This window comes from Methylobacterium sp. J-078 (assembly GCF_022829285.1).
Taxonomy (GTDB): Bacteria; Pseudomonadota; Alphaproteobacteria; order Rhizobiales; family Beijerinckiaceae; genus Methylobacterium.
In genome coordinates, this window is the sequence record NZ_JAKSYI010000141.1 from 173485 (window position 1) to 190687 (window position 17203).

19 protein-coding genes are annotated in these 17203 nt (G+C 70.2%); 10 read left to right on the top strand and 9 right to left on the bottom strand.

Annotated features, from left to right (window positions below):
• Nucleotides 1–28: 28 nt before the first annotated feature.
• From MKK58_RS25570 to MKK58_RS25605, 8 genes are all read right to left on the bottom strand, one after another.
• A complete protein-coding gene (locus tag MKK58_RS25570) occupies nt 29–292 on the bottom strand; it encodes a PepSY domain-containing protein (RefSeq protein ID WP_243915753.1) in 264 nt (87 codons plus the stop codon).
• A gap of 64 nt (nt 293–356) precedes the next feature.
• On the bottom strand, nt 357–1058 hold the full coding sequence (locus MKK58_RS25575) for a pseudouridine synthase (protein ID WP_243915839.1): 702 nt from the start codon (nt 1056–1058) through the stop codon (nt 357–359).
• Nucleotides 1059–1105: 47 nt separating this feature from the next.
• The gene (locus MKK58_RS25580) at nt 1106–2041 is read right to left on the bottom strand and encodes a class I SAM-dependent methyltransferase (RefSeq protein WP_243915754.1); all 936 of its coding nucleotides are present in this window, start codon (nt 2039–2041) and stop codon (nt 1106–1108) included.
• A gap of 129 nt (nt 2042–2170) precedes the next feature.
• On the bottom strand, nt 2171–3160 hold the full coding sequence (gene era / locus MKK58_RS25585; protein WP_409565319.1) for a GTPase Era: 990 nt from the start codon (nt 3158–3160) through the stop codon (nt 2171–2173).
• A complete protein-coding gene (rnc, locus tag MKK58_RS25590) occupies nt 3153–3947 on the bottom strand; it encodes a ribonuclease III (protein ID WP_243915755.1) in 795 nt (264 codons plus the stop codon). Before rnc ends, era begins: the two co-directional genes overlap by 8 nt.
• Before the next feature lie 13 nt (nt 3948–3960).
• The gene (gene lepB / locus MKK58_RS25595) at nt 3961–4761 is read right to left on the bottom strand and encodes a signal peptidase I (RefSeq protein WP_243915756.1); all 801 of its coding nucleotides are present in this window, start codon (nt 4759–4761) and stop codon (nt 3961–3963) included.
• A gap of 116 nt (nt 4762–4877) precedes the next feature.
• Nucleotides 4878–5291 (bottom strand): holo-ACP synthase, encoded by a 414-nt coding sequence (gene acpS, locus MKK58_RS25600; protein WP_243915757.1) that lies wholly within the window; start codon nt 5289–5291, stop codon nt 4878–4880.
• On the bottom strand, nt 5288–6049 hold the full coding sequence (locus tag MKK58_RS25605; protein WP_243915758.1) for a pyridoxine 5'-phosphate synthase: 762 nt from the start codon (nt 6047–6049) through the stop codon (nt 5288–5290). The genes acpS and MKK58_RS25605 overlap by 4 nt, the downstream gene beginning before the upstream one ends.
• A 95-nt stretch (nt 6050–6144) precedes the next feature.
• Here MKK58_RS25605 and MKK58_RS25610 point away from each other — a divergent pair, with 95 nt between their 5' ends.
• The 8 genes from MKK58_RS25610 to dxr all read left to right on the top strand — a co-directional run bounded on the left by MKK58_RS25610 (nt 6145) and on the right by dxr (nt 13524).
• On the top strand, nt 6145–6519 hold the full coding sequence (locus MKK58_RS25610) for a PH domain-containing protein (RefSeq protein ID WP_238279827.1): 375 nt from the start codon (nt 6145–6147) through the stop codon (nt 6517–6519).
• Between the two features lie 167 nt (nt 6520–6686).
• Nucleotides 6687–7754, top strand: coding sequence for a 30S ribosomal protein S2 (locus MKK58_RS25615; protein WP_243915759.1), 1068 nt, complete (start codon nt 6687–6689; stop codon nt 7752–7754).
• A gap of 183 nt (nt 7755–7937) precedes the next feature.
• The gene (tsf, locus tag MKK58_RS25620; RefSeq protein WP_243915760.1) at nt 7938–8858 is read left to right on the top strand and encodes a translation elongation factor Ts; all 921 of its coding nucleotides are present in this window, start codon (nt 7938–7940) and stop codon (nt 8856–8858) included.
• Nucleotides 8859–9026: 168 nt separating this feature from the next.
• Nucleotides 9027–9749: a UMP kinase gene (gene pyrH / locus MKK58_RS25625; protein ID WP_243915761.1), complete on the top strand. Its 723-nt coding sequence runs from the start codon at nt 9027–9029 to the stop codon at nt 9747–9749.
• Between the two features lie 253 nt (nt 9750–10002).
• Nucleotides 10003–10569, top strand: coding sequence for a ribosome recycling factor (frr, locus tag MKK58_RS25630; RefSeq protein WP_243915762.1), 567 nt, complete (start codon nt 10003–10005; stop codon nt 10567–10569).
• Between the two features lie 196 nt (nt 10570–10765).
• The gene (locus tag MKK58_RS25635) at nt 10766–11482 is read left to right on the top strand and encodes an isoprenyl transferase (protein WP_313899302.1); all 717 of its coding nucleotides are present in this window, start codon (nt 10766–10768) and stop codon (nt 11480–11482) included.
• 2 nt (nt 11483–11484) lie between these two features.
• Entirely contained in the window at nt 11485–12348 is an 864-nt protein-coding gene (locus MKK58_RS25640) for a phosphatidate cytidylyltransferase (protein ID WP_243915763.1), read from the top strand.
• Between the two features lie 12 nt (nt 12349–12360).
• Nucleotides 12361–13524, top strand: a complete 1164-nt coding sequence (gene dxr / locus MKK58_RS25645) for a 1-deoxy-D-xylulose-5-phosphate reductoisomerase (RefSeq protein WP_243915764.1) — start codon at nt 12361–12363, stop codon at nt 13522–13524.
• A 6-nt stretch (nt 13525–13530) separates the two neighbouring features.
• Here the strand turns inward: dxr and MKK58_RS25650 are convergent, their stop codons facing one another.
• The gene (locus MKK58_RS25650; protein WP_243915765.1) at nt 13531–14175 is read right to left on the bottom strand and encodes a TetR/AcrR family transcriptional regulator; all 645 of its coding nucleotides are present in this window, start codon (nt 14173–14175) and stop codon (nt 13531–13533) included.
• Between the two features lie 141 nt (nt 14176–14316).
• On the opposite strand from MKK58_RS25650, the gene MKK58_RS25655 reads away from it, so the two are divergent.
• Both MKK58_RS25655 and MKK58_RS25660 read left to right on the top strand, forming a co-directional pair.
• A complete protein-coding gene (locus MKK58_RS25655; RefSeq protein WP_243915766.1) occupies nt 14317–15552 on the top strand; it encodes an HlyD family secretion protein in 1236 nt (411 codons plus the stop codon).
• A 9-nt stretch (nt 15553–15561) separates the two neighbouring features.
• Entirely contained in the window at nt 15562–17142 is a 1581-nt protein-coding gene (locus MKK58_RS25660) for a DHA2 family efflux MFS transporter permease subunit (protein ID WP_243915767.1), read from the top strand.
• Nucleotides 17143–17203 lie beyond the last annotated feature (61 nt).

Here is a 17203-nt window from a genome sequence, read left to right on the forward strand (position 1 = left end):
AGCGGGATCCGGCAGCCGGGGCATGCCCTCACGTGTCGGGCTTCTCCGACAGGATGGCGCCGGTCTTCGGGTCGGCGTGGAACTGCATCTTCACGCCGTTCTTCACACCCTCGCCCTCCCAATGGCCGTCATCGGCCTCGAATTCGGTGATGCTGGTATAGCCCGCCGCCATCAGCTTCTGCTTGACCTGATCGGCCGGCATCCAGTCGGCCCCGGGCGTATCCGCACTCGACGGGCCGACGGCGCCGGCACTCAGGGCGAGGGCGAGCAAAAGGGTCGCGAATCGGTTCATGAGGCACCTCCCGCTGATATAGCCGGCTATCAAACGAAGGCTGGGCGCTCCGGTTCCGCGGGCGTCAGGCGCTCCCACCGGCGAACACGGCGGCGATGTCGGCCTCGTCCAGGATGCGGTAGGCGCCGGGCCCGAGATCCGCCGGCAGGTCCAGGCCGCCAACGCGGTCGCGGTGCAGGGCGGTGACGTGGTTGCCGATCGCCGCGAACATGCGCCGGACCTGATGGTAACGGCCCTCGTGCAGGGTGACCACCGCGCCCGTCTCGCCCTCGGCCTCGAAGCCGACCGGCAGCAGGGGCTTCTCCTCGCCCTCCAGCATCAGGGTGCCGGCGGAAAAGATCGCGGCCTCGCCGCCGGTCAGGGGCCGGTCGAGGGTGACGCGGTAGCGCTTGGCTACGTTTGCTTTCGGGGCGATGATCCGGTGCAGCAGGGCGCCGTCGTCCGTGAGCAGCAGGAGACCGGAGGTTTCCTTGTCGAGGCGGCCGACCGTGGAGAGGGCCGGATCCCGCCGCCGCCAGCGCTCGGGCAGCAGGCCGTAGACCAGGGGGCCCACCTCCTTGTGCGAGCAGGTGACGCCCAGGGGCTTGTGCAGCATCAGGGTCAGGCCCGGGGGTGGATCGAGGGGTTCGCCGTCGATCGTCATCCGCTGCGCGAGGTCCGGCGTCACCGGAATGCGCTGGTCGGCATCGCGCAGGGGCACGCCGTCCAGCACCACGAGGCCGGCCCGGGTCAGCAGCCCGATCTCACGGCGGGAGCCGTAGCCCATGTTGGCGAGCAGCCGGTCGAGGCGCAGGTTGGCGGCCTTGGTCTTCGTCACCGGCGCGCCTCGTAGATCTTGTAGCCGCCCGCCGACGCCTTGAGTGCCACGGCCTTGAAGGCGGCGTTCAGGGGCGCCTCGTAGGGCAGGTGGGTGTTGGCCGTGAGCCAGAGGCTGCCGCCGGGGCGCAGGGCCTCCGCCGCCCGGGCGATGAAGGCCTGGCCGAGGGCTTGGTCCTCGGCGCCGCCGTCGTGGAAGGGCGGATTCATCACCACGAAGTCGAGGCGGCTGAGCCCGAGGCCGCCGGCGCGGATGTCGGCCCAGCGCAGGGTCGCGCGGGGATCGCCGACGTTGCGGGTCGCCATCTCGACGGCCCGCCGGTCGATGTCGACCAGGGTCAACCCCGTCACCTTCGGCGAGGCCAGGACCGCCCGGGCGAGGATGCCGAGGCCGCAGCCGAAATCGGCGCCGGTGCCGGCGAGGGGCGGCAGGTTGGCCAGGAGCAGGGCGGTGCCCGGATCGAGACGATCGTAGGAGAAGATCCCCGCCTGACTGCAGAGCGCGAGGTTGTCGATGTGGCGCGGGCCGCCCTCGTGGATCGCCTCTTCGAGGCCGCTTACCGTTTCGGGGCGCGTCAACGCGCAGATGCGGTGGTGCCGGCGGGCCTCCTCGTGCACGGTGCAGCCGAAGCCCGCCAGTTCCTTGCCGAGCCGGCTGCCGCCGCGATCCTTCGGGGCCAGGGCGGTCAGCCGGCCGCCGGGCCGCAGGGCCTGGAGGGCGAGGGCGAGCACGTAGCGCCGCTCGAGGGTGCCGGCCGGTGCCAGGACGTCGACGCGCTCAAGGCCACCGGGGGCGAGATCCTCCAGGCGGGCGGCACCCGGGATCAGGGGCGAGACCTGCAGGGCGGTCTCGGCCACCTGGACCAGTTCGAGGGGCGGCGCGCCGTAGACGGCTTCCGGGGCGGGCGCTTCCGAGACGGGTATGCGGGACATCGTAACGGGATCCGGCGCGACGGCGCGCGCGCCTCGACGGCTCAGGGCGTGACAGGAAATCGGGAGGCTCGGGCCACCGCGCGGCGAGAATCGTCGCGGGGGCCGGTCTCCCGTCCTCATAGCCCATGCTCAGCCGCGCGGGAACTCCAGACCCATCTCCCGGTAGCGCGCCGGATCGTCCGCCCAGTTCTCCCGCACCTTGACGTGCAGGAAGAGGTGGACCGTCTGCTCGGCCGCTTCCGCGATCTCGTGGCGGGCGGCCTGCCCGATGGCCTTGATGGTCTGGCCGCCCTTGCCGAGCACGATGGAGCGCTGGCTCTCGCGCTCCACGAAGATGGTCTGCTCGATGCGCACCGAGCCGTCGGGGCGGACCTGCCACTGGTCGGTCTCGACGGTGGAGCGGTAGGGCAGTTCCTCGTGCAGGCGGTCGTAGAGCTTTTCGCGGGTGATCTCGGCGGCGAGCATCCGGATCGGCGCGTCGGAGACCTGGTCCTCCGGGTAGAGCCAGGGGCTCTTCGGCATCATGCCGGCGAGCGTCGACTTCAGCGTCTCGATGCCGTCGCCGTTGAGCGCCGAGACCATGAAGGTGTGCTGGAACGGGATGCGCTCATTCAGCGAGGCCGCGAGAGCCAACAGGCGGTCGCGGGGGATCAGGTCGATCTTGTTGAGGATCAGCACCTTGGGGCGCTTCACGTCCGGCAGCTTGGCCAGGATCGCCTCGACCTCCTCGGTCACGCCCTTGCGGGCATCGATGAGGAGGCAGACCGCGTCGGCATCCGAGGCGCCGCTCCAGGCCGAGTGCACCATCGCCCGGTCGAGGCGGCGCTTCGGCGCGAAGATCCCGGGCGTGTCGACGAGGATGATCTGTGCGGTCTCGTGCATGACGATGCCGCGCACCAGCGCCCGGGTCGTCTGGACCTTGCGCGAGACGATCGAGACCTTGGTGCCGACGAGGCTGTTCAGGAGCGTCGACTTGCCGGCATTGGGGATGCCGATCAGCGCGACGAAGCCCGCGGTGGTGTTCTCCGGCATCGTCACGGCGGGCCGCGGCTGCAGCGGCGGCGGGGCGAAATCGTCGTCGCCGTCGAACTCGTCGTCCGGCACATCGTCGTCAGGCATCTGGGGCATGTCCTTCGTCGACGTCCGCCGACGTCACCTGGGTTCGGGAGGGATCGGGGCCGGTGATCTCGCGCTCCAGCACGAGGCGGGCGGCCTCCTGCTCGGCCAGACGCTTCGAGGGGCCGACCCCGATGCCAGGGTCCAGGCCCTCGACACGCACGGCGATCCGGAAGACGGGGGCGTGGTCGGGGCCGGAGCGCTCGACCACGTCGTAGACGGGAATCGGCAGGGCGCGGGCCATCGCCCATTCCTGCAGGGCCGACTTGGCGTCCCGGCCGCGGGGGGCCGCCGTGTCGGTGTCGGGCGTGAAGGCGGCGTTCACGATGACCTTGGCGGCCTCGTAGCCGGCATCGAGGTAGACCGCGCCGAGGATCGATTCGCAGACATCGGCCAGGATAGTCTGGTTGCGGCGGCCGCCGCTCTGGATCTCGCCGGGTCCGAGCGAGAGGTGGGGGCCGACATCCCACACCGTGGCGACGGCCGCGCAGGTCTCGCGGCGGACGAGGCCGGCCAGACGCCGGGACAATTCGCCCTCGTCCGCGCCCGGAAAGGCCTCGTAGAGGAGATCGCCGATGGCGAGGCCGAGGACGCGGTCGCCGAGGAATTCCAGCCGCTGATAGCTGCCGAGGCGGCCGTTGCCGCCGGCCTTGCTCACGTGAGTCAGGGCGAGGACGAGGAGTTTCGGGTCCGCGAAGACGTGGCCGATCCGGGCCTCGAGCACGGCGAGGCTGGGCTTGGGACGGGGCGCGCGCCGCGCCCGGCTGGAGGGACGCGCCTCTTCGGTCACGATGTGCTGCGTCCTAGTGAATGGCCGTGAAGAGCCGGTTCCAGCGCACTTTCGCCGGCCAGTTCCAGATCTGCCACGCCGGGGTGCCCTCGTCGATGGAGAAGAAGATCATCTCCGCGCGCCCGACGAAGTTCTCGAAGGGTACGAAGCCCACATTGGCGAGATCCCGCGAATCGGTCGAGTTGTCGCGGTTGTCGCCCATCATGAAGAACCGGCCCTGCGGCACGGTGTAGGGCTCGGTGTTGTCCCAGTAGCCGTTGTCGCCGTCGCGCTCGATCACCCGGTGGGTGACGCCGTTGGGCAGGGTCTCGAGGTACTGCTCGGCCTTGGCCTGCTCGCCGTAGGGCCCGGTCGTCTCGAACGGCGCGATCTTCTCGCGCTTGACCGGCACGTCGTTGATGTAGAGGAGCCCGGCCTTCATCTGGACCTTGTCGCCCGGCAGGCCGATGACGCGCTTGATGTAGTCGGTGGAATTGTCCTTGGGCAGCTTGAACACCGCGATGTCGCCGCGCTTGGGCTCGGCCGCCCAGATCCGCCCGTCGGCCGTGAACGGCAGGTACTCGCTCAGGGGCAGGGAGTATTTCGAGTAGCCGTAGGAATATTTCGAGACGAACAGGTAGTCGCCGATCAGCAGCGTCGGCACGAGGGAGCCCGACGGGATGTTGAAGGGCTGAAAGAGAAGCGTGCGCACCACGAGGGCGATGAGCAGGGCCTGCCCGCCGACCTTCAGCGTCTCCTTGATGCTCGCCCAAGTGCCGGTTTCGGCGGCCTTCAGGTCACGCTTCGTCTGGTGGTCCACGCGGGCACGTTCCATCTGGCTGCCATCTCCGGTCCGACGCTGCCGCCCGGATTCCGGGCGGCTTCCGTCGTCGACGGTCGAGCGGCGGCATAGACCATGCGCAAAGGCGCCGCAACGCGGGGCGTCGTCGGCTAAGTCCCCGCCGTGCTCTCCGGCACCGCCTCGATGATCACGAAGGCCTGAGCCATGGGCGGATCGTCCGTGAGGGTGATGTGCAGCTTCGGCACGTGGCCGTCCGGCACCATCGCGGCGAGGTGCTCGGCCGCCGCTCCGGTGAGGCGAAGGGTCGGGCGCCCCCCGGGCAGATTGACCACCTCCATGTCCCTCCAGAACACGCCCCGGGCGATGCCGGTGCCGAGCGCCTTGGCGCAGGCCTCCTTGGCGGCGAAGCGCCGGGCGTAGGATGGCGCGCGCGCCGCGCGGCCGTCGCACTTGGCCCGCTCGCCGTCCGTGAAGACCCGGTGGGTGAAGCGCTCGCCGTAGCGGGCGAGCGACTTCTCGATCCGGCGGATGTCGCAGAGGTCGGAGCCGATGCCGAGAATCATGCCCGCGCCGCCTCCATGGCCGCGCGCATGTCGCGGATCGCCTGGGGCAGGCCGACGAAGATCGCCTCGCCGATCAGGGCGTGGCCGATGTTGAGCTCCGCGATCTCGGGCAGGGCCGCCACCGGGCCGACGCTGTCGAGGGCGAGGCCGTGGCCGGCATGGATCTCGAGGCCGATCCCCGCCCCGTAGGTGGCCGCGCGGGTGATCCGGCCGAGTTCGTGCGCGGTGCGGGCGGCATCGCCCTCGGCCACCGCCTCGCAGTAGCTGCCGGTGTGCAGCTCCACCACCGGGGCGCCGAGCCGCCGGGCCGCGTCCATCACCGCCTCGTCCGGCTCGACGAAGAGCGAGACGCGGATGCCGGCTTGCCCCAGGCGGGCGACGCAGGGGAGCAGGGATTCGTACGCGCCGACGATGTCCAGGCCGCCCTCGGTGGTGCGCTCCTCGCGCTTTTCCGGCACGAGGCAGGCCGCGTGCGGCTTGAGGCGGATCGCCATCCCGATCATCTCGTCGGTGGCCGCCATCTCGAAGTTGAGGGGAACGGTGAGGACGCGCGCCAGGGTCTCCACGTCGGCGTCCCGGATGTGGCGCCGATCCTCGCGCAGGTGCGCGGTGATGCCGTCCGCCCCGGCCGCGACCGCGGCTTGCGCCGCGCGAATCGGGTCCGGCGCCGTGCCGCCGCGGGCGTTCCGCACCGTGGCGACGTGGTCGATGTTCACCCCGAGCCGGAGGCGATTCGGGGATGGGGCGGAGGTGGACATCGCGGCGGACTCCGAACGGGCACACGGCACCCTGACGGACGGGCACACGCGCCCCTACATAGGCGAGACGGAGCTTGAGGGGGATACGGCGCGCGATGGGTTTTCTCGACGGACTGCTCGGCCATGGCAGCGATCTCACGCCCGCGGAGGTGAACGAGCAGCTGACCGGCATCCTCACGCAGGGGGAATCGGTCCAGGTCGCCTTCCGCATCCTGCGCGACCTGATCGTCTTTACCGACCGGCGCCTGATTCTGGTGGACAAGCAGGGTCTTACCGGCCGCAAGGTCTCGTACATGACCGTGCCCTACCGGGCGATCACGTCGTTCTCCGTGGAGACGGCGGGCAGCTTCGACCTCGATTCCGAGCTCGCCATCTGGGTTTCGGGCCGGGCCGAGCCGATCCGCAAGACCCTGAAGCGGGGCGCCAACATCCTAGCGATCCAGCAGGCGATCGCGGCCTCGATCCGCTGACCGCGGCTGCGTCGGCAAACCTTGCCTCGGCGGGCGGCCTCTGTTAAGGCCCCGCCCATTCCACACGCGGAGCCGGCCTCATGCCTGAATGAGGCGTTTCCGGTGGTCGCCGCCCCTCGGGCGCGATCGCTTCCTCCGCGGCGGTACCAACCGGAGAGTACACAGACATGGCCGTTGATTTCACCATGCGTCAGCTTCTCGAGGCCGGCGCCCACTTCGGACACCAGGCCCACCGCTGGAACCCGAAGATGCAGTCCTACATCTTCGGGACGCGCAACAACATCCACATCATCGACCTCGCCCAGACCGTGCCGGCCCTCCACCAGGCCCTGCAGGCTGTGAGCGACACCGTCGCCAAGGGCGGCCGCGTGCTGTTCGTCGGCACCAAGCGCCAGGCGGCCGACACCATCGCGGAAGCGGCCAAGCGCTCGGCCCAGTACTACGTCAACTCCCGCTGGCTCGGCGGCATGCTGACCAACTGGAAGACCATCTCGGGCTCGATCCAGCGCCTGCGCAAGGTCGACGAGACCCTCGACGGCGGGGCCCAGGGCCTCACCAAGAAGGAGCGCCTGATGCTGGCCCGCGAGAAGGACAAGCTCGAGAAGGCGCTCGGCGGCATCAAGGACATGGGCGGCGTGCCGGACCTGCTGTTCGTGATCGACACGAACAAGGAGCAGCTGGCGATCAAGGAGGCCCAGCGCCTCGGCATCCCGGTGGCGGCCATCGTCGACACCAACTGCAATCCGGACGGCATCACCTACGTCGTGCCCGCGAACGATGACGCCGGCCGCGCCATCGCCCTGTACTGCGACCTGATCGCCCGCGCCGCCATCGACGGCATCTCGCGCGGCCAGGGTTCGAGCGGTATCGATCTCGGCGCCTCCGAGGAGCCGGTCGCCGAGGAACTGCCGGCCAACGACGACGCGGCGGCCTCCGTCGAGTCCGGCTCGGTCACCCAGGCCGACGTCGCCGCCCTCGTGGAGTCCACCGAGCACTTCGAGCTGCTCTCGGCTCCCCGCGGCGCGCCCGACGACCTGTCCAAGCTCCACGGCGCCGGCCCGCAGATCGTGCAGAAGCTCAACGAGGCGGGCATCTACCACTACTGGCAGCTCGCCTCTATGAGCGCCGACGACGTCGCCAAGGTCGATGCCGACCTCAAGCTGAACGGCCGCATCGGCCGCGACGGCTGGGTCGAGCAGGCCCGCGGCTTCGTCGAGGCCGCCGCCGCCGCCTGATCCCGCACCGGCGGCCCGTCATCGGGCCGCCATCGGCGGATCGGACACTGCTTCCTGAAGCCCGGTGCTTGTCCTGAGCGCCGGGCTCAGTCGCTTCAATAGACTCAACCCCTCAAGAATGTCGGCTTCGCGAGCCCCCCGGGGGGTGACTTCGCATCCGGCAAGACACGGAAAGGACCCGCCATGGCCAACATCACCGCCGCACTGGTGAAAGAGCTCCGCGAGAAGACCGGCGCGGGCATGATGGACTGCAAGGGCGCGCTCAACGAGACGGACGGCGACATCGAGGCCGCCGTGGACTGGCTGCGCAAGAAGGGTCTCGCCAAGGCCGCCAAGAAGGCCGGCCGCGTCGCCGCCGAGGGCCTCGTGGCCGTCGAGTCCGCCGGCCACCACGCCGCCATCGTCGAGGTGAATTCCGAGACCGACTTCGTCGCCCGCAACGACAGCTTCCAGGCCTTCGTCCGCGAAGCCGCCAAGCTCGCCCTGAACACCGACGGAACCCTTGAGGGCCTCGAGGCCACCACGTTCCCCGGCTCCGCGACGACGGTCAAGGAGAACCTCTCCAGCCTCATCGCCACCATCGGCGAGAACATGACCCTGCGCCGCGTCGCCAAGCTCGACGTGACCAAGGGCGTCATCGCCTCCTACGTCCACGGCCAGGTCGTCGACGGCCTCGGCAAGATCGGCGTGCTCGTCGCGCTGGAATCCGAGGGCGATGTCGAGGTGCTCTCCGCCCTCGGCCGTCAGATCGCCATGCATGTCGCCGCCACCAACCCGGTGGCGCTGGATGCCGCCGGCGTCGATCAGACGACCCTCGATCGCGAGATCAACATCCTGCGCGAGAAGAATGCCGGCAAGCCCGAGAACGTGCTCGCCAAGATCGTCGAGAGCGGCCTGAAGAGCTACTACAAGGAGGTCACCCTCCTGGAGCAGCCCTTCGTGCACGACGGCTCCAAGACCGTCGCCCAGGTCCTCAAGGAGGCCGAGGGCAAGGCCGGCGCGCCGGTCAAGCTCACCGCCTTCGTGCGCTACGCCCTTGGCGAGGGCATCGAGAAGGATGAGAGCCCGGACTTCGCGTCCGAGGTCGCGAGCCTCTCGCGCTGAAGCGCTCCGGTCGCCGATCCGGCGCCGAAATCCTTCGAAAACGACCGGGGGCGGTGGCAGCGATGCCGCCGCCCCTCGACGTTCCGGCCCGCCTTGGGCTAGACACCCCTCCGCTTCCATTTGGCTTCCCGCCCGAGATCTCGGGCCGGGTTTGAGGGGACTGGCTCGATGCCGGAGACCACACCGTTTCGCCGCGTCCTCGTGAAGCTCTCGGGCGAGGCCCTGACCGCCCCCGACGGCTACTGGCTCCACCCGCCGACGCTCGCTGGCATCGCCGATGACATCGCCCGCACCCGGGAGGCCGGCATCCAGATCGCCCTGGTCGTGGGCGGCGGCAACATGATCCGTGGGGCCCGCATCTCGGCCGCCGGCTGGATCGACCGGGCCACGGGCGACTCCCTGGGCATGATGGCCACGGTGATGAACTCGCTGGCCCTGGAGACGGCCCTGAACGCCGCCGGCGTTCCGGCCCGCACCATGTCGGCGGTCTCGATGCCGACGATCTGCGAGACCTATGCCCGCCAGCCCGCCCTGCACCACCTCGACAAGGGGCAGGTCGTGGTGCTCGCCGGCGGCACCGGCAACCCCTACTTCACCACCGACACCGCCGCCGTGCTGCGGGCCGCCGAACTGCGCTGCGAGGCGGTGCTCAAGGCGACGCAGGTGGACGGCGTCTACTCGGCCGATCCGAAGCGCGATCCGAGCGCCACCCGCTACGACCGCCTGACCCACGACGAGGCCATCGCCCGCGACCTCAAGGTGATGGATACGGCCGCCTTCGCGCTGGCCCGCGAGAGCCGCCTGTCGATCGTCGTTGGCTCGGTCCATGCCCCGAGTTCCATCAAGGCGATCCTCACCGGTGAGGCGCCGGCCACCCACGTCGTCCCCTGAACGCCTGCGCCGAAGTGCTCGCCCATTCGAGGAAAGAGAATGATGCGGGGGCGGAAAGCTTACGGACGTTGCGCCATGCACTCCGCCGGGGGATTCCGCCCGCGGGATCGGCGCGGATGACGGAGCGAGCGATTTCGCGCCGCGCGGGTGCGAACGCCATTTGCGACCCATCTCGTTTTGGTTCATTGAGGCCCACGAACGGGCCCCGGCGGCCCGACCCCACTCCCTCCAGTTCGCGTCGGGAACGATCCGCATGGCAGCCATTCCAGAGTTCGACCTGAATGACATCAAGCGTCGCATGCAGGGCGCCGTCGCCTCGCTGAAGGGCGACCTCGGCTCCCTGCGCACCGGCCGCGCCACGCCGAGCATCCTCGACCCGATCCAGGTCGACGCCTACGGGGCGATGATGCCCATGGCCCAGGTCGCCACCGTCAGCGTTCCGGAGCCGCGCCTCCTCTCGATCTCGGTCTGGGACCGCGGCATGGTCAGCGCCGTCGAGAAGGCCATCCGCGAGTCCGACCTCGGCATGAATCCGCAGACGGAAGGCCAGACGATCCGCCTGCGCGTGCCGGAGATGAACGAGCAGCGCCGCAAGGAGATGGTCAAGGTCGCGCACAAGTACACCGAGGAGGCCCGCGTCGCGGTCCGCCACGTGCGCCGCGACGGCCTCGACCACCTCAAGAAGCTCGAGAAGGACGGCGCCATCAGCGAGGACGACGAGAAGCGTCAGGCGGGCGACGTCCAGAAGGCGACCGACCAGTTCATCGCCGAGATCGACGGCGTGCTCGCCGCCAAGGAAAAGGAGATCATGCAGGTCTAGGAGCCCGCAGGATCGACCTGATACGGTCTCGGGACGGCGCGTGATCGACACGAACGACGGATGGGGGAGAAGCGCGTTGGGTCGCTCAGGGGGCGCGCGTCAGATCGAGGCCGCGAGGGTGCACGGCGCCGAGGCGGTCGCACCGGGCGCTCAGGATGGCGGGCCGACGGGCTTTTCCGCGCAGCCGCTCGCCGCCGTGCAGGCGGTGCCCGCCCATGTCGCCATCATCATGGACGGCAACGGGCGCTGGGCGGCCGGGCGCGGATTGCCCCGTGTCGAGGGCCACCGCCGGGGCGTCGAGGCGGTGCGCCGGGCCGTGCGCTCGGCCATCGACCTCGGCGTGCGCTACCTGACCATCTACAGCTTCTCGTCCGAGAACTGGCGCCGGCCCGCCGCCGAGGTCGCCGACCTCATGGGCCTGCTCAAGCTCTTCGTGCGCCGCGACCTCGCGGATCTGCACGGCAACAACGTGCGCGTGCGTATCATCGGTGAGCGGGCGGGCCTCAGCGTCGACATCGCCGGCCTCCTCGACGAGGCCGAGGAGCGCACCCGGGCCAATACCGGCCTCACCCTGGTGGTGGCCTTCAACTACGGCGGTCGCCAGGAGATCCTGCGCGCGGTGCGCCGCCTCGCCCGCGACGTCGCGGAGGGGCGCCTCGCCCCCGACGCCATCGACTTCGACGCCCTGTCGGGGGCCCTCGACACCACCGGCATCCCGGACCCGGACCTCGTCATCCGTACCTCCGGCGAGCAGCGCCTCTCGAACTTCCTCACCTGGCAGACGGCTTATGCCGAGTATGTGATCGTGCCGGAATTCTGGCCCGACTTCGACGACGACGCCTTCCGGGCGGCCCTCGACGAATACCATCGCCGCGACCGCCGCTTCGGCGGCCTCAGCGGCAAGGCCGGCTGATCATGGCCTCCGGAGACGCGGCGCCGGCCTCGCCGCGCGGTCCCTTCGCGGGCCGCGAGTTCCAGGCCCGGGTGGTCTCGGCGATCCTGCTCGGCGCCATCGTGCTCTCGGCCCTGATCATCGGCGGCTGGCCCTTCGCGGTGATCTGGCTCGCCGCCGGCATCGTCTTCGCCGCCGAGTGGATCGGCATGAGCGTGATCGTGCCGCGCCGCCTCGTGCTCGCGCTCACCGCCGCGACGCTGTTCGGCCTCGTGCTCTGCCTGCACGGGGACGCCTCGTTCGGGGTCGGCCTCGCCGTCGCGGGCATCGGCATGGTCCTGGTGGCGGCCGTGGCGAAAGAGGCCGCCGGACGGGTCCGGGCGGTGGCCGGCCTCCTCTGCGCGGCCGTGATCGCCCTGGTGCCCACCGCCCTGCGCGACGATCCGGCCATCGGCCTCCTCGGCCCCGCCTGGATGTTCGCCGTGGTCTGGACCACCGACATCGTGGCCTATTTCACCGGCCGCACCCTGGGCGGCCCCAAGCTCATGCCCCGCGTCAGCCCGAAGAAGACCTGGTCGGGCGCCATCGGCGGCCTCGTCGGCGGGACGCTGGCGGGGATCGGCCTCGTGGTCTTCGCCCGCGATCACGGCTGGAGCGACCTCGCCAGCGCGCCGCTCGCCCTCGTGGGCCTTCTCAGCGCCATCGCCTCGATCCTCAGCCAGGGCGGGGACCTCGTGGAATCGGCCCTCAAGCGTCGCTACGGCGTCAAGGATTCGGGCCGCGCCATCCCGGGCCACGGCGGCGTCATGGATCGCCTCGACGGCTTCTTCGCCGTGGCCGTCCTGGCCAGCTTCTATCTCATCGCCCGCCGCTTCGTGGCGGCCTGAAGGACCCTTCCGTTGCTGACCGTCACAATCCTCGGCGCCACCGGCTCCATCGGCCAATCCACCATCGACCTGCTGCTGCAGCATCCCGACCGCTTCCGCATCGGCGGCCTCGTGGCGGGGCGCGACGTCGCGGCGATCGCCCGGCTCGCCGGCAACCTGAACCCCGATTTCGTCGCGCTGGCCGATGAATCCACCGGCCCGGCCCTGCGCGAGGCGCTCGCCCACACGGGCATCCGCAACGGGGCCGGGGAGGGCGCCGTGCTGGAGGCGGTCGCCCGCGATGCCGACATCGTCGTTGCGGCGGTGAGCGGCGCGGCCGGTCTCCGGCCCACGCACGAGGCGCTAAAGCTCGGCCGCACGGTGGCGCTGGCCAACAAGGAGAGCCTGGTCTGCGCCGGCGACGCCTTCATGCGCGACGCCAAGCGCTACGGCGCCACCCTGTTGCCGGTGGATTCCGAGCACAACGCCCTGGCCCAGGCGCTCGGCGACGGGCGCCTCGACGACGTTTCGAAGATGACCATCACGGCTTCCGGCGGCCCGTTCCGGACCTGGACCCGCGAGCGCATCTCGAGCGCCTCGCCCACGGAGGCCGCCGCCCACCCGACCTGGTCGATGGGCATGAAGATCAACATCGATTCGGCCTCCCTGATGAACAAGGGCCTTGAGCTGATCGAGGCGCACCACCTCTTCGCCCTGGAGCCGGAACGACTGGACGTCATCGTCCACCCGCAATCGATCGTGCACGGCCTCGTCTACTGGCGTGACGGCGCGGTGACGGCCGGCCTCGCCATGCCGGACATGCGGGTGCCGATCGCCCATTGCCTCGGCCTCGGCGAGCGCCTGACGATCGCGCGCGGGCGCCATCTCGACCTCGCCGCCGCCGGCAGCCTCACCTTCGAGGCCGCCGACGAGGCGCGCTTCCCGTGTCTGCGCATCGCCCGTACGGCTCTCGCCGCCGGGGGTGCCGCCCCGACCGTGATGAACGCAGCCAACGAGATCGCGGTGGCGGCCTTCATCAAGGGGGCGATCGGCTTCTACGGCATCGCCGACCTCGTCGAGCGCGCCTGCGAGCACTTCGCCGGCCAATACCGGACCGCGCCGGAGAACGTGGACGAGGCGTTGGCCATCGACGCCGAGGTCCGCCGCTGGAGCAGCCAGGCCGTCGCGGCGGCCTGAGCCTCCTCAGGCGTCCGGGCTATAGCCCGCCAGGAAGACCCGCACGGCCTCGCCGACATTGTGCTCGATCTCCACCTGCGCGGCCCCGTCGCCGGCGTTGAACAGCAGGCGGGTCAGCAGTCCGGCCTGACAGATCTGCAGGAACTGGCGCGCCGCGAGGTTGGTGTCCGCCGGGCGCAGCCGCCCTGCCGCGACCTGCGCGTCGAGATAGGCGGCGAGCCGGGTCGTGCCCTGGACCGGCCCCGCCTCGAAGAAGGCCTGGCCGAGGCGGGGAAACTTCTCGCAGGCGCCGATGACCATCCGGATCACCGTGACGTGCTCCGGCCGGATCATCTCGGCGAGATAGCTGCGCCCCAGGCGCGTGAGCACCCCGCGTACATCCGGATCGTCGGCATCGAGCCGGAACAGCACCTCGGCGAGTCCGCGCTTCTCCGCCAGCGCCAGGGCCTCGAACAGGGCTTCCTTGCTGTCGAAGTAGACGTAGAGCGTCCCCTTGGAGACGCCCGCCGCCTTGGCGATCTCCCCCATGCTCGCGCCGTCGAACCCCGAGGCCATGAAGACCGCGCGGGCGCCTTCGAGGATCTGACGACGCTTGTCGGTCTCGGGCGATGTGCGCTCCCGCGCATCCAGGGTAGCTTCGGCGATCGCCATGGTCGTGATCCTGATTGACCGAACGGTTCGGTCATAATATCCCAGGGCCTCGGGCCGCGCCAGCTTTCGCGGCTCAGAAAATGACCGAACGGTTCGGTCAATGTCTGCCGAGAGGCCGATCGCCATCATGAGATCGACGCCATGAGTCTGCGCGAGGACGATGGATTGCGGGCCGAGCCCGCCCAGCTTGAGACCGTCGGGACGGGTGCCGCCTCCGTGCCCCCCGCGGCCGTGACGACTGCACCGAAGACTCCGGCCGTCATCGCGGCGTCGCCGGCAGAACTGCCGGCCAAGCCGCGGCGTGCGCGCAAGCTCGTCATGGCCACTCTGTTCCTCGCCGCCCTCGGGGGCGGCGCCTACAAGGCGCATGAGTGGTGGACGGTCGGGCGCTTCTTCGTGAGCACCGACGATGCCTACGTGCAGGCCGACATCTCGGTGCTGGCCGCCAAGGTCCCCGGCTACCTCGCGGCGGTGCCGGTCGTGAACGGGCAGATGATGCGCCGGGGCGACGTGATCGCCCGGATCGACGACGGTGACTACCGCCTCGCCGCCCAGGCCGCGCACGACAAGCTGGTGACGCAGCAGGCGGCCATCGCCCGCATCGGCCGCCAGGTCGAGGCCGCGCAGGCGCAGATGCTCCAGGCCTCGGCGCAGATCGACGCCAGCAAGGCCGACGCGGTGCGGGCCGCGGCCGACTATGCCCGCCAGCAGCAGCTCGAGAAGGTCGATTTCGTCGCCAAGGCGCGCATCGAGCAGGCGCGGGCCGACCGCGACCGCACCGATGCCGCCGTGAAGGGGGCGGAAGCCTCCCTCGTCGCCATGCGCGCCAATGTCGAGGTGCTGCGCGCGCAGGGTAAGGAGGCGGAGGGGTTGGCTGCCGAGTTGCGCACCGCCGAGGCGCGGGCCGCCCGCGACGTGGAATTCACGACGATCCGGGCGCCCTTCGACGGCGTGGTCGGCAACAAGGCCGTGGAGGCCGGCGCCTACGTCTCGCCGGGTTCGCGCATCGCCGCCCTGGTGCCCCTCGAGAGCGTCCGCATCGACGCCAACTTCAAGGAGACGCAGGTCGAGCGCATGCATCCCGGCCAGCGCGTCCACATCGCGGTGGACGCCTATCCGAACCGCGACATCGTCGGCGAGGTCGAGTCGCTCTCGCCCGCCTCCGGCTCGGTGTTCAGCCTGCTGCCGCCCGACAACGCCACCGGCAACTTCACCAAGATCGTCCAGCGCCTGCCGGTGCGGGTGCACGTGCCGGCGGACGTCGCCCGCGAGGGCATCCTGCGCCCCGGCCTCTCCGTCACCGTCCGGGTCGATACCCGCGAGGCGGCGGAGACTGCGGCCGGTGACGACCGCGTCCGTACGGCTTTGCGCCGCTAGGTCCCGCACATGGCCGCCACCGCCGCCCTGGGACCCGCCGCACCGGCGGCCGAGCCGCCGCTGGACCGCCGCCGGATGGTGGCGTTCGTCTGCATGGTGTTCGGGATGTTCATGGCGATCCTGGACATCCAGATCGTCTCCGCCTCGCTGGCCGAGATCCAGGCGGGTCTCTCGGCCTCGGGCGACGAGATTCCCTGGGTCCAGACCAGTTACCTCATCGCCGAGGTGATCTCGATCCCGCTTTCGGGCTTCCTGTCGCGGGTGGTCTCCACCCGCTGGATGTTCGTGATCTCGGCCGGCGGCTTCACCCTGATGAGCCTGATGTGCGCCACCTCGACCTCGATCAACGAGATGATCGTCTGGCGGGCCGCGCAGGGGTTCATCGGCGGCGGCATGATCCCCACGGTTTTCGCCTCGGCCTTCACGATCTTCCCGCCCTCGAAGCGCTCCATCGTCTCGCCGATGATCGGCCTCGTGGCGACGCTCGCCCCCACCATCGGGCCGACGGTGGGGGGCTACCTCACCGACCTGTTCGACTGGCACTGGCTGTTCCTCGTCAACGTCGTGCCGGGGATCTTCGTCACGGTGTCCACCTACCTGCTGGTCGATTTCGACGAACCGAACCTCGCCCTGTTCAAGCGCTTCGACTGGTTCGGTCTCGTCTTCATGGCGCTGATGCTCGGCTGCCTCGAATACGTGCTGGAGGAGGGGCCGAACCACGACTGGCTGGCGGACGAGGCGGTCTTCGCCTGCGCTGTGGTGTGCCTCACGGCCGGGCCGGCCTTCTTCTGGCGCGCCTTCACGGCGGCCGAGCCCATCGTCGACCTACGCGCCTTCTCCGACCGGAACTTCGCGGCCGGCAGCATCTTCAGCTTCGTCCTCGGCATCGGCCTCTACGGGCTGACCTACCTCTACCCGGTCTATCTCGGCCGGGTGCGCGGCTACTCCGCGCTGCAGATCGGCGAGACGATGTTCGTCTCGGGGCTCTGCATGTTCGCCACCGCCCCCATCGCGGGACGGCTCTCGGGCAAGGTCGATCCGCGCATCATGATGGGCCTGGGCTTCCTCGGCTTCGCCACCGGTACCTGGATGGTCACGGGGCTGACCAAGGACTGGGATTTCTGGGAACTCCTGGTGCCGCAGGTCCTGCGCGGCTGCTCGCTGATGCTGTGCATGATCCCGATCAACAACATCGCACTGGGCACCCTGCCGCCGGCCCGGATGAAGAACGCCTCGGGGCTCTACAATCTGACGCGCAACCTCGGGGGCGCCGTCGGCCTCGCGCTGATCAACACGGTGCTCAACGACCGCTGGGACCTCCACCTCGCGCGGCTGCACGAGCGCTTCACCTGGACGAACACCGCCGTGCTCGAACGCCTGGAGATGACGCGCCGCCAGTTCGAGGTGCTGGGGGGCAACGCCGACGCCGTGGCGCTGAAGGCGATGATGAACACCGTGCGGATGCAGGGGCTGGTGATGGGCTTCACCGACGTGTTCCTGGTGCTCACCGTCCTGTTCGTGGCCATGGCCTGCGCCGTGCCCTTCATCCGCCGGCCTCGGGCGGCGCCCGGTGCCGGTGGTGGGCACTGACGCCGGCCCCGATCTTTACCGTGTCGCCGGGAATGCGGGGACATCCGGCCCCCGCGCCCAG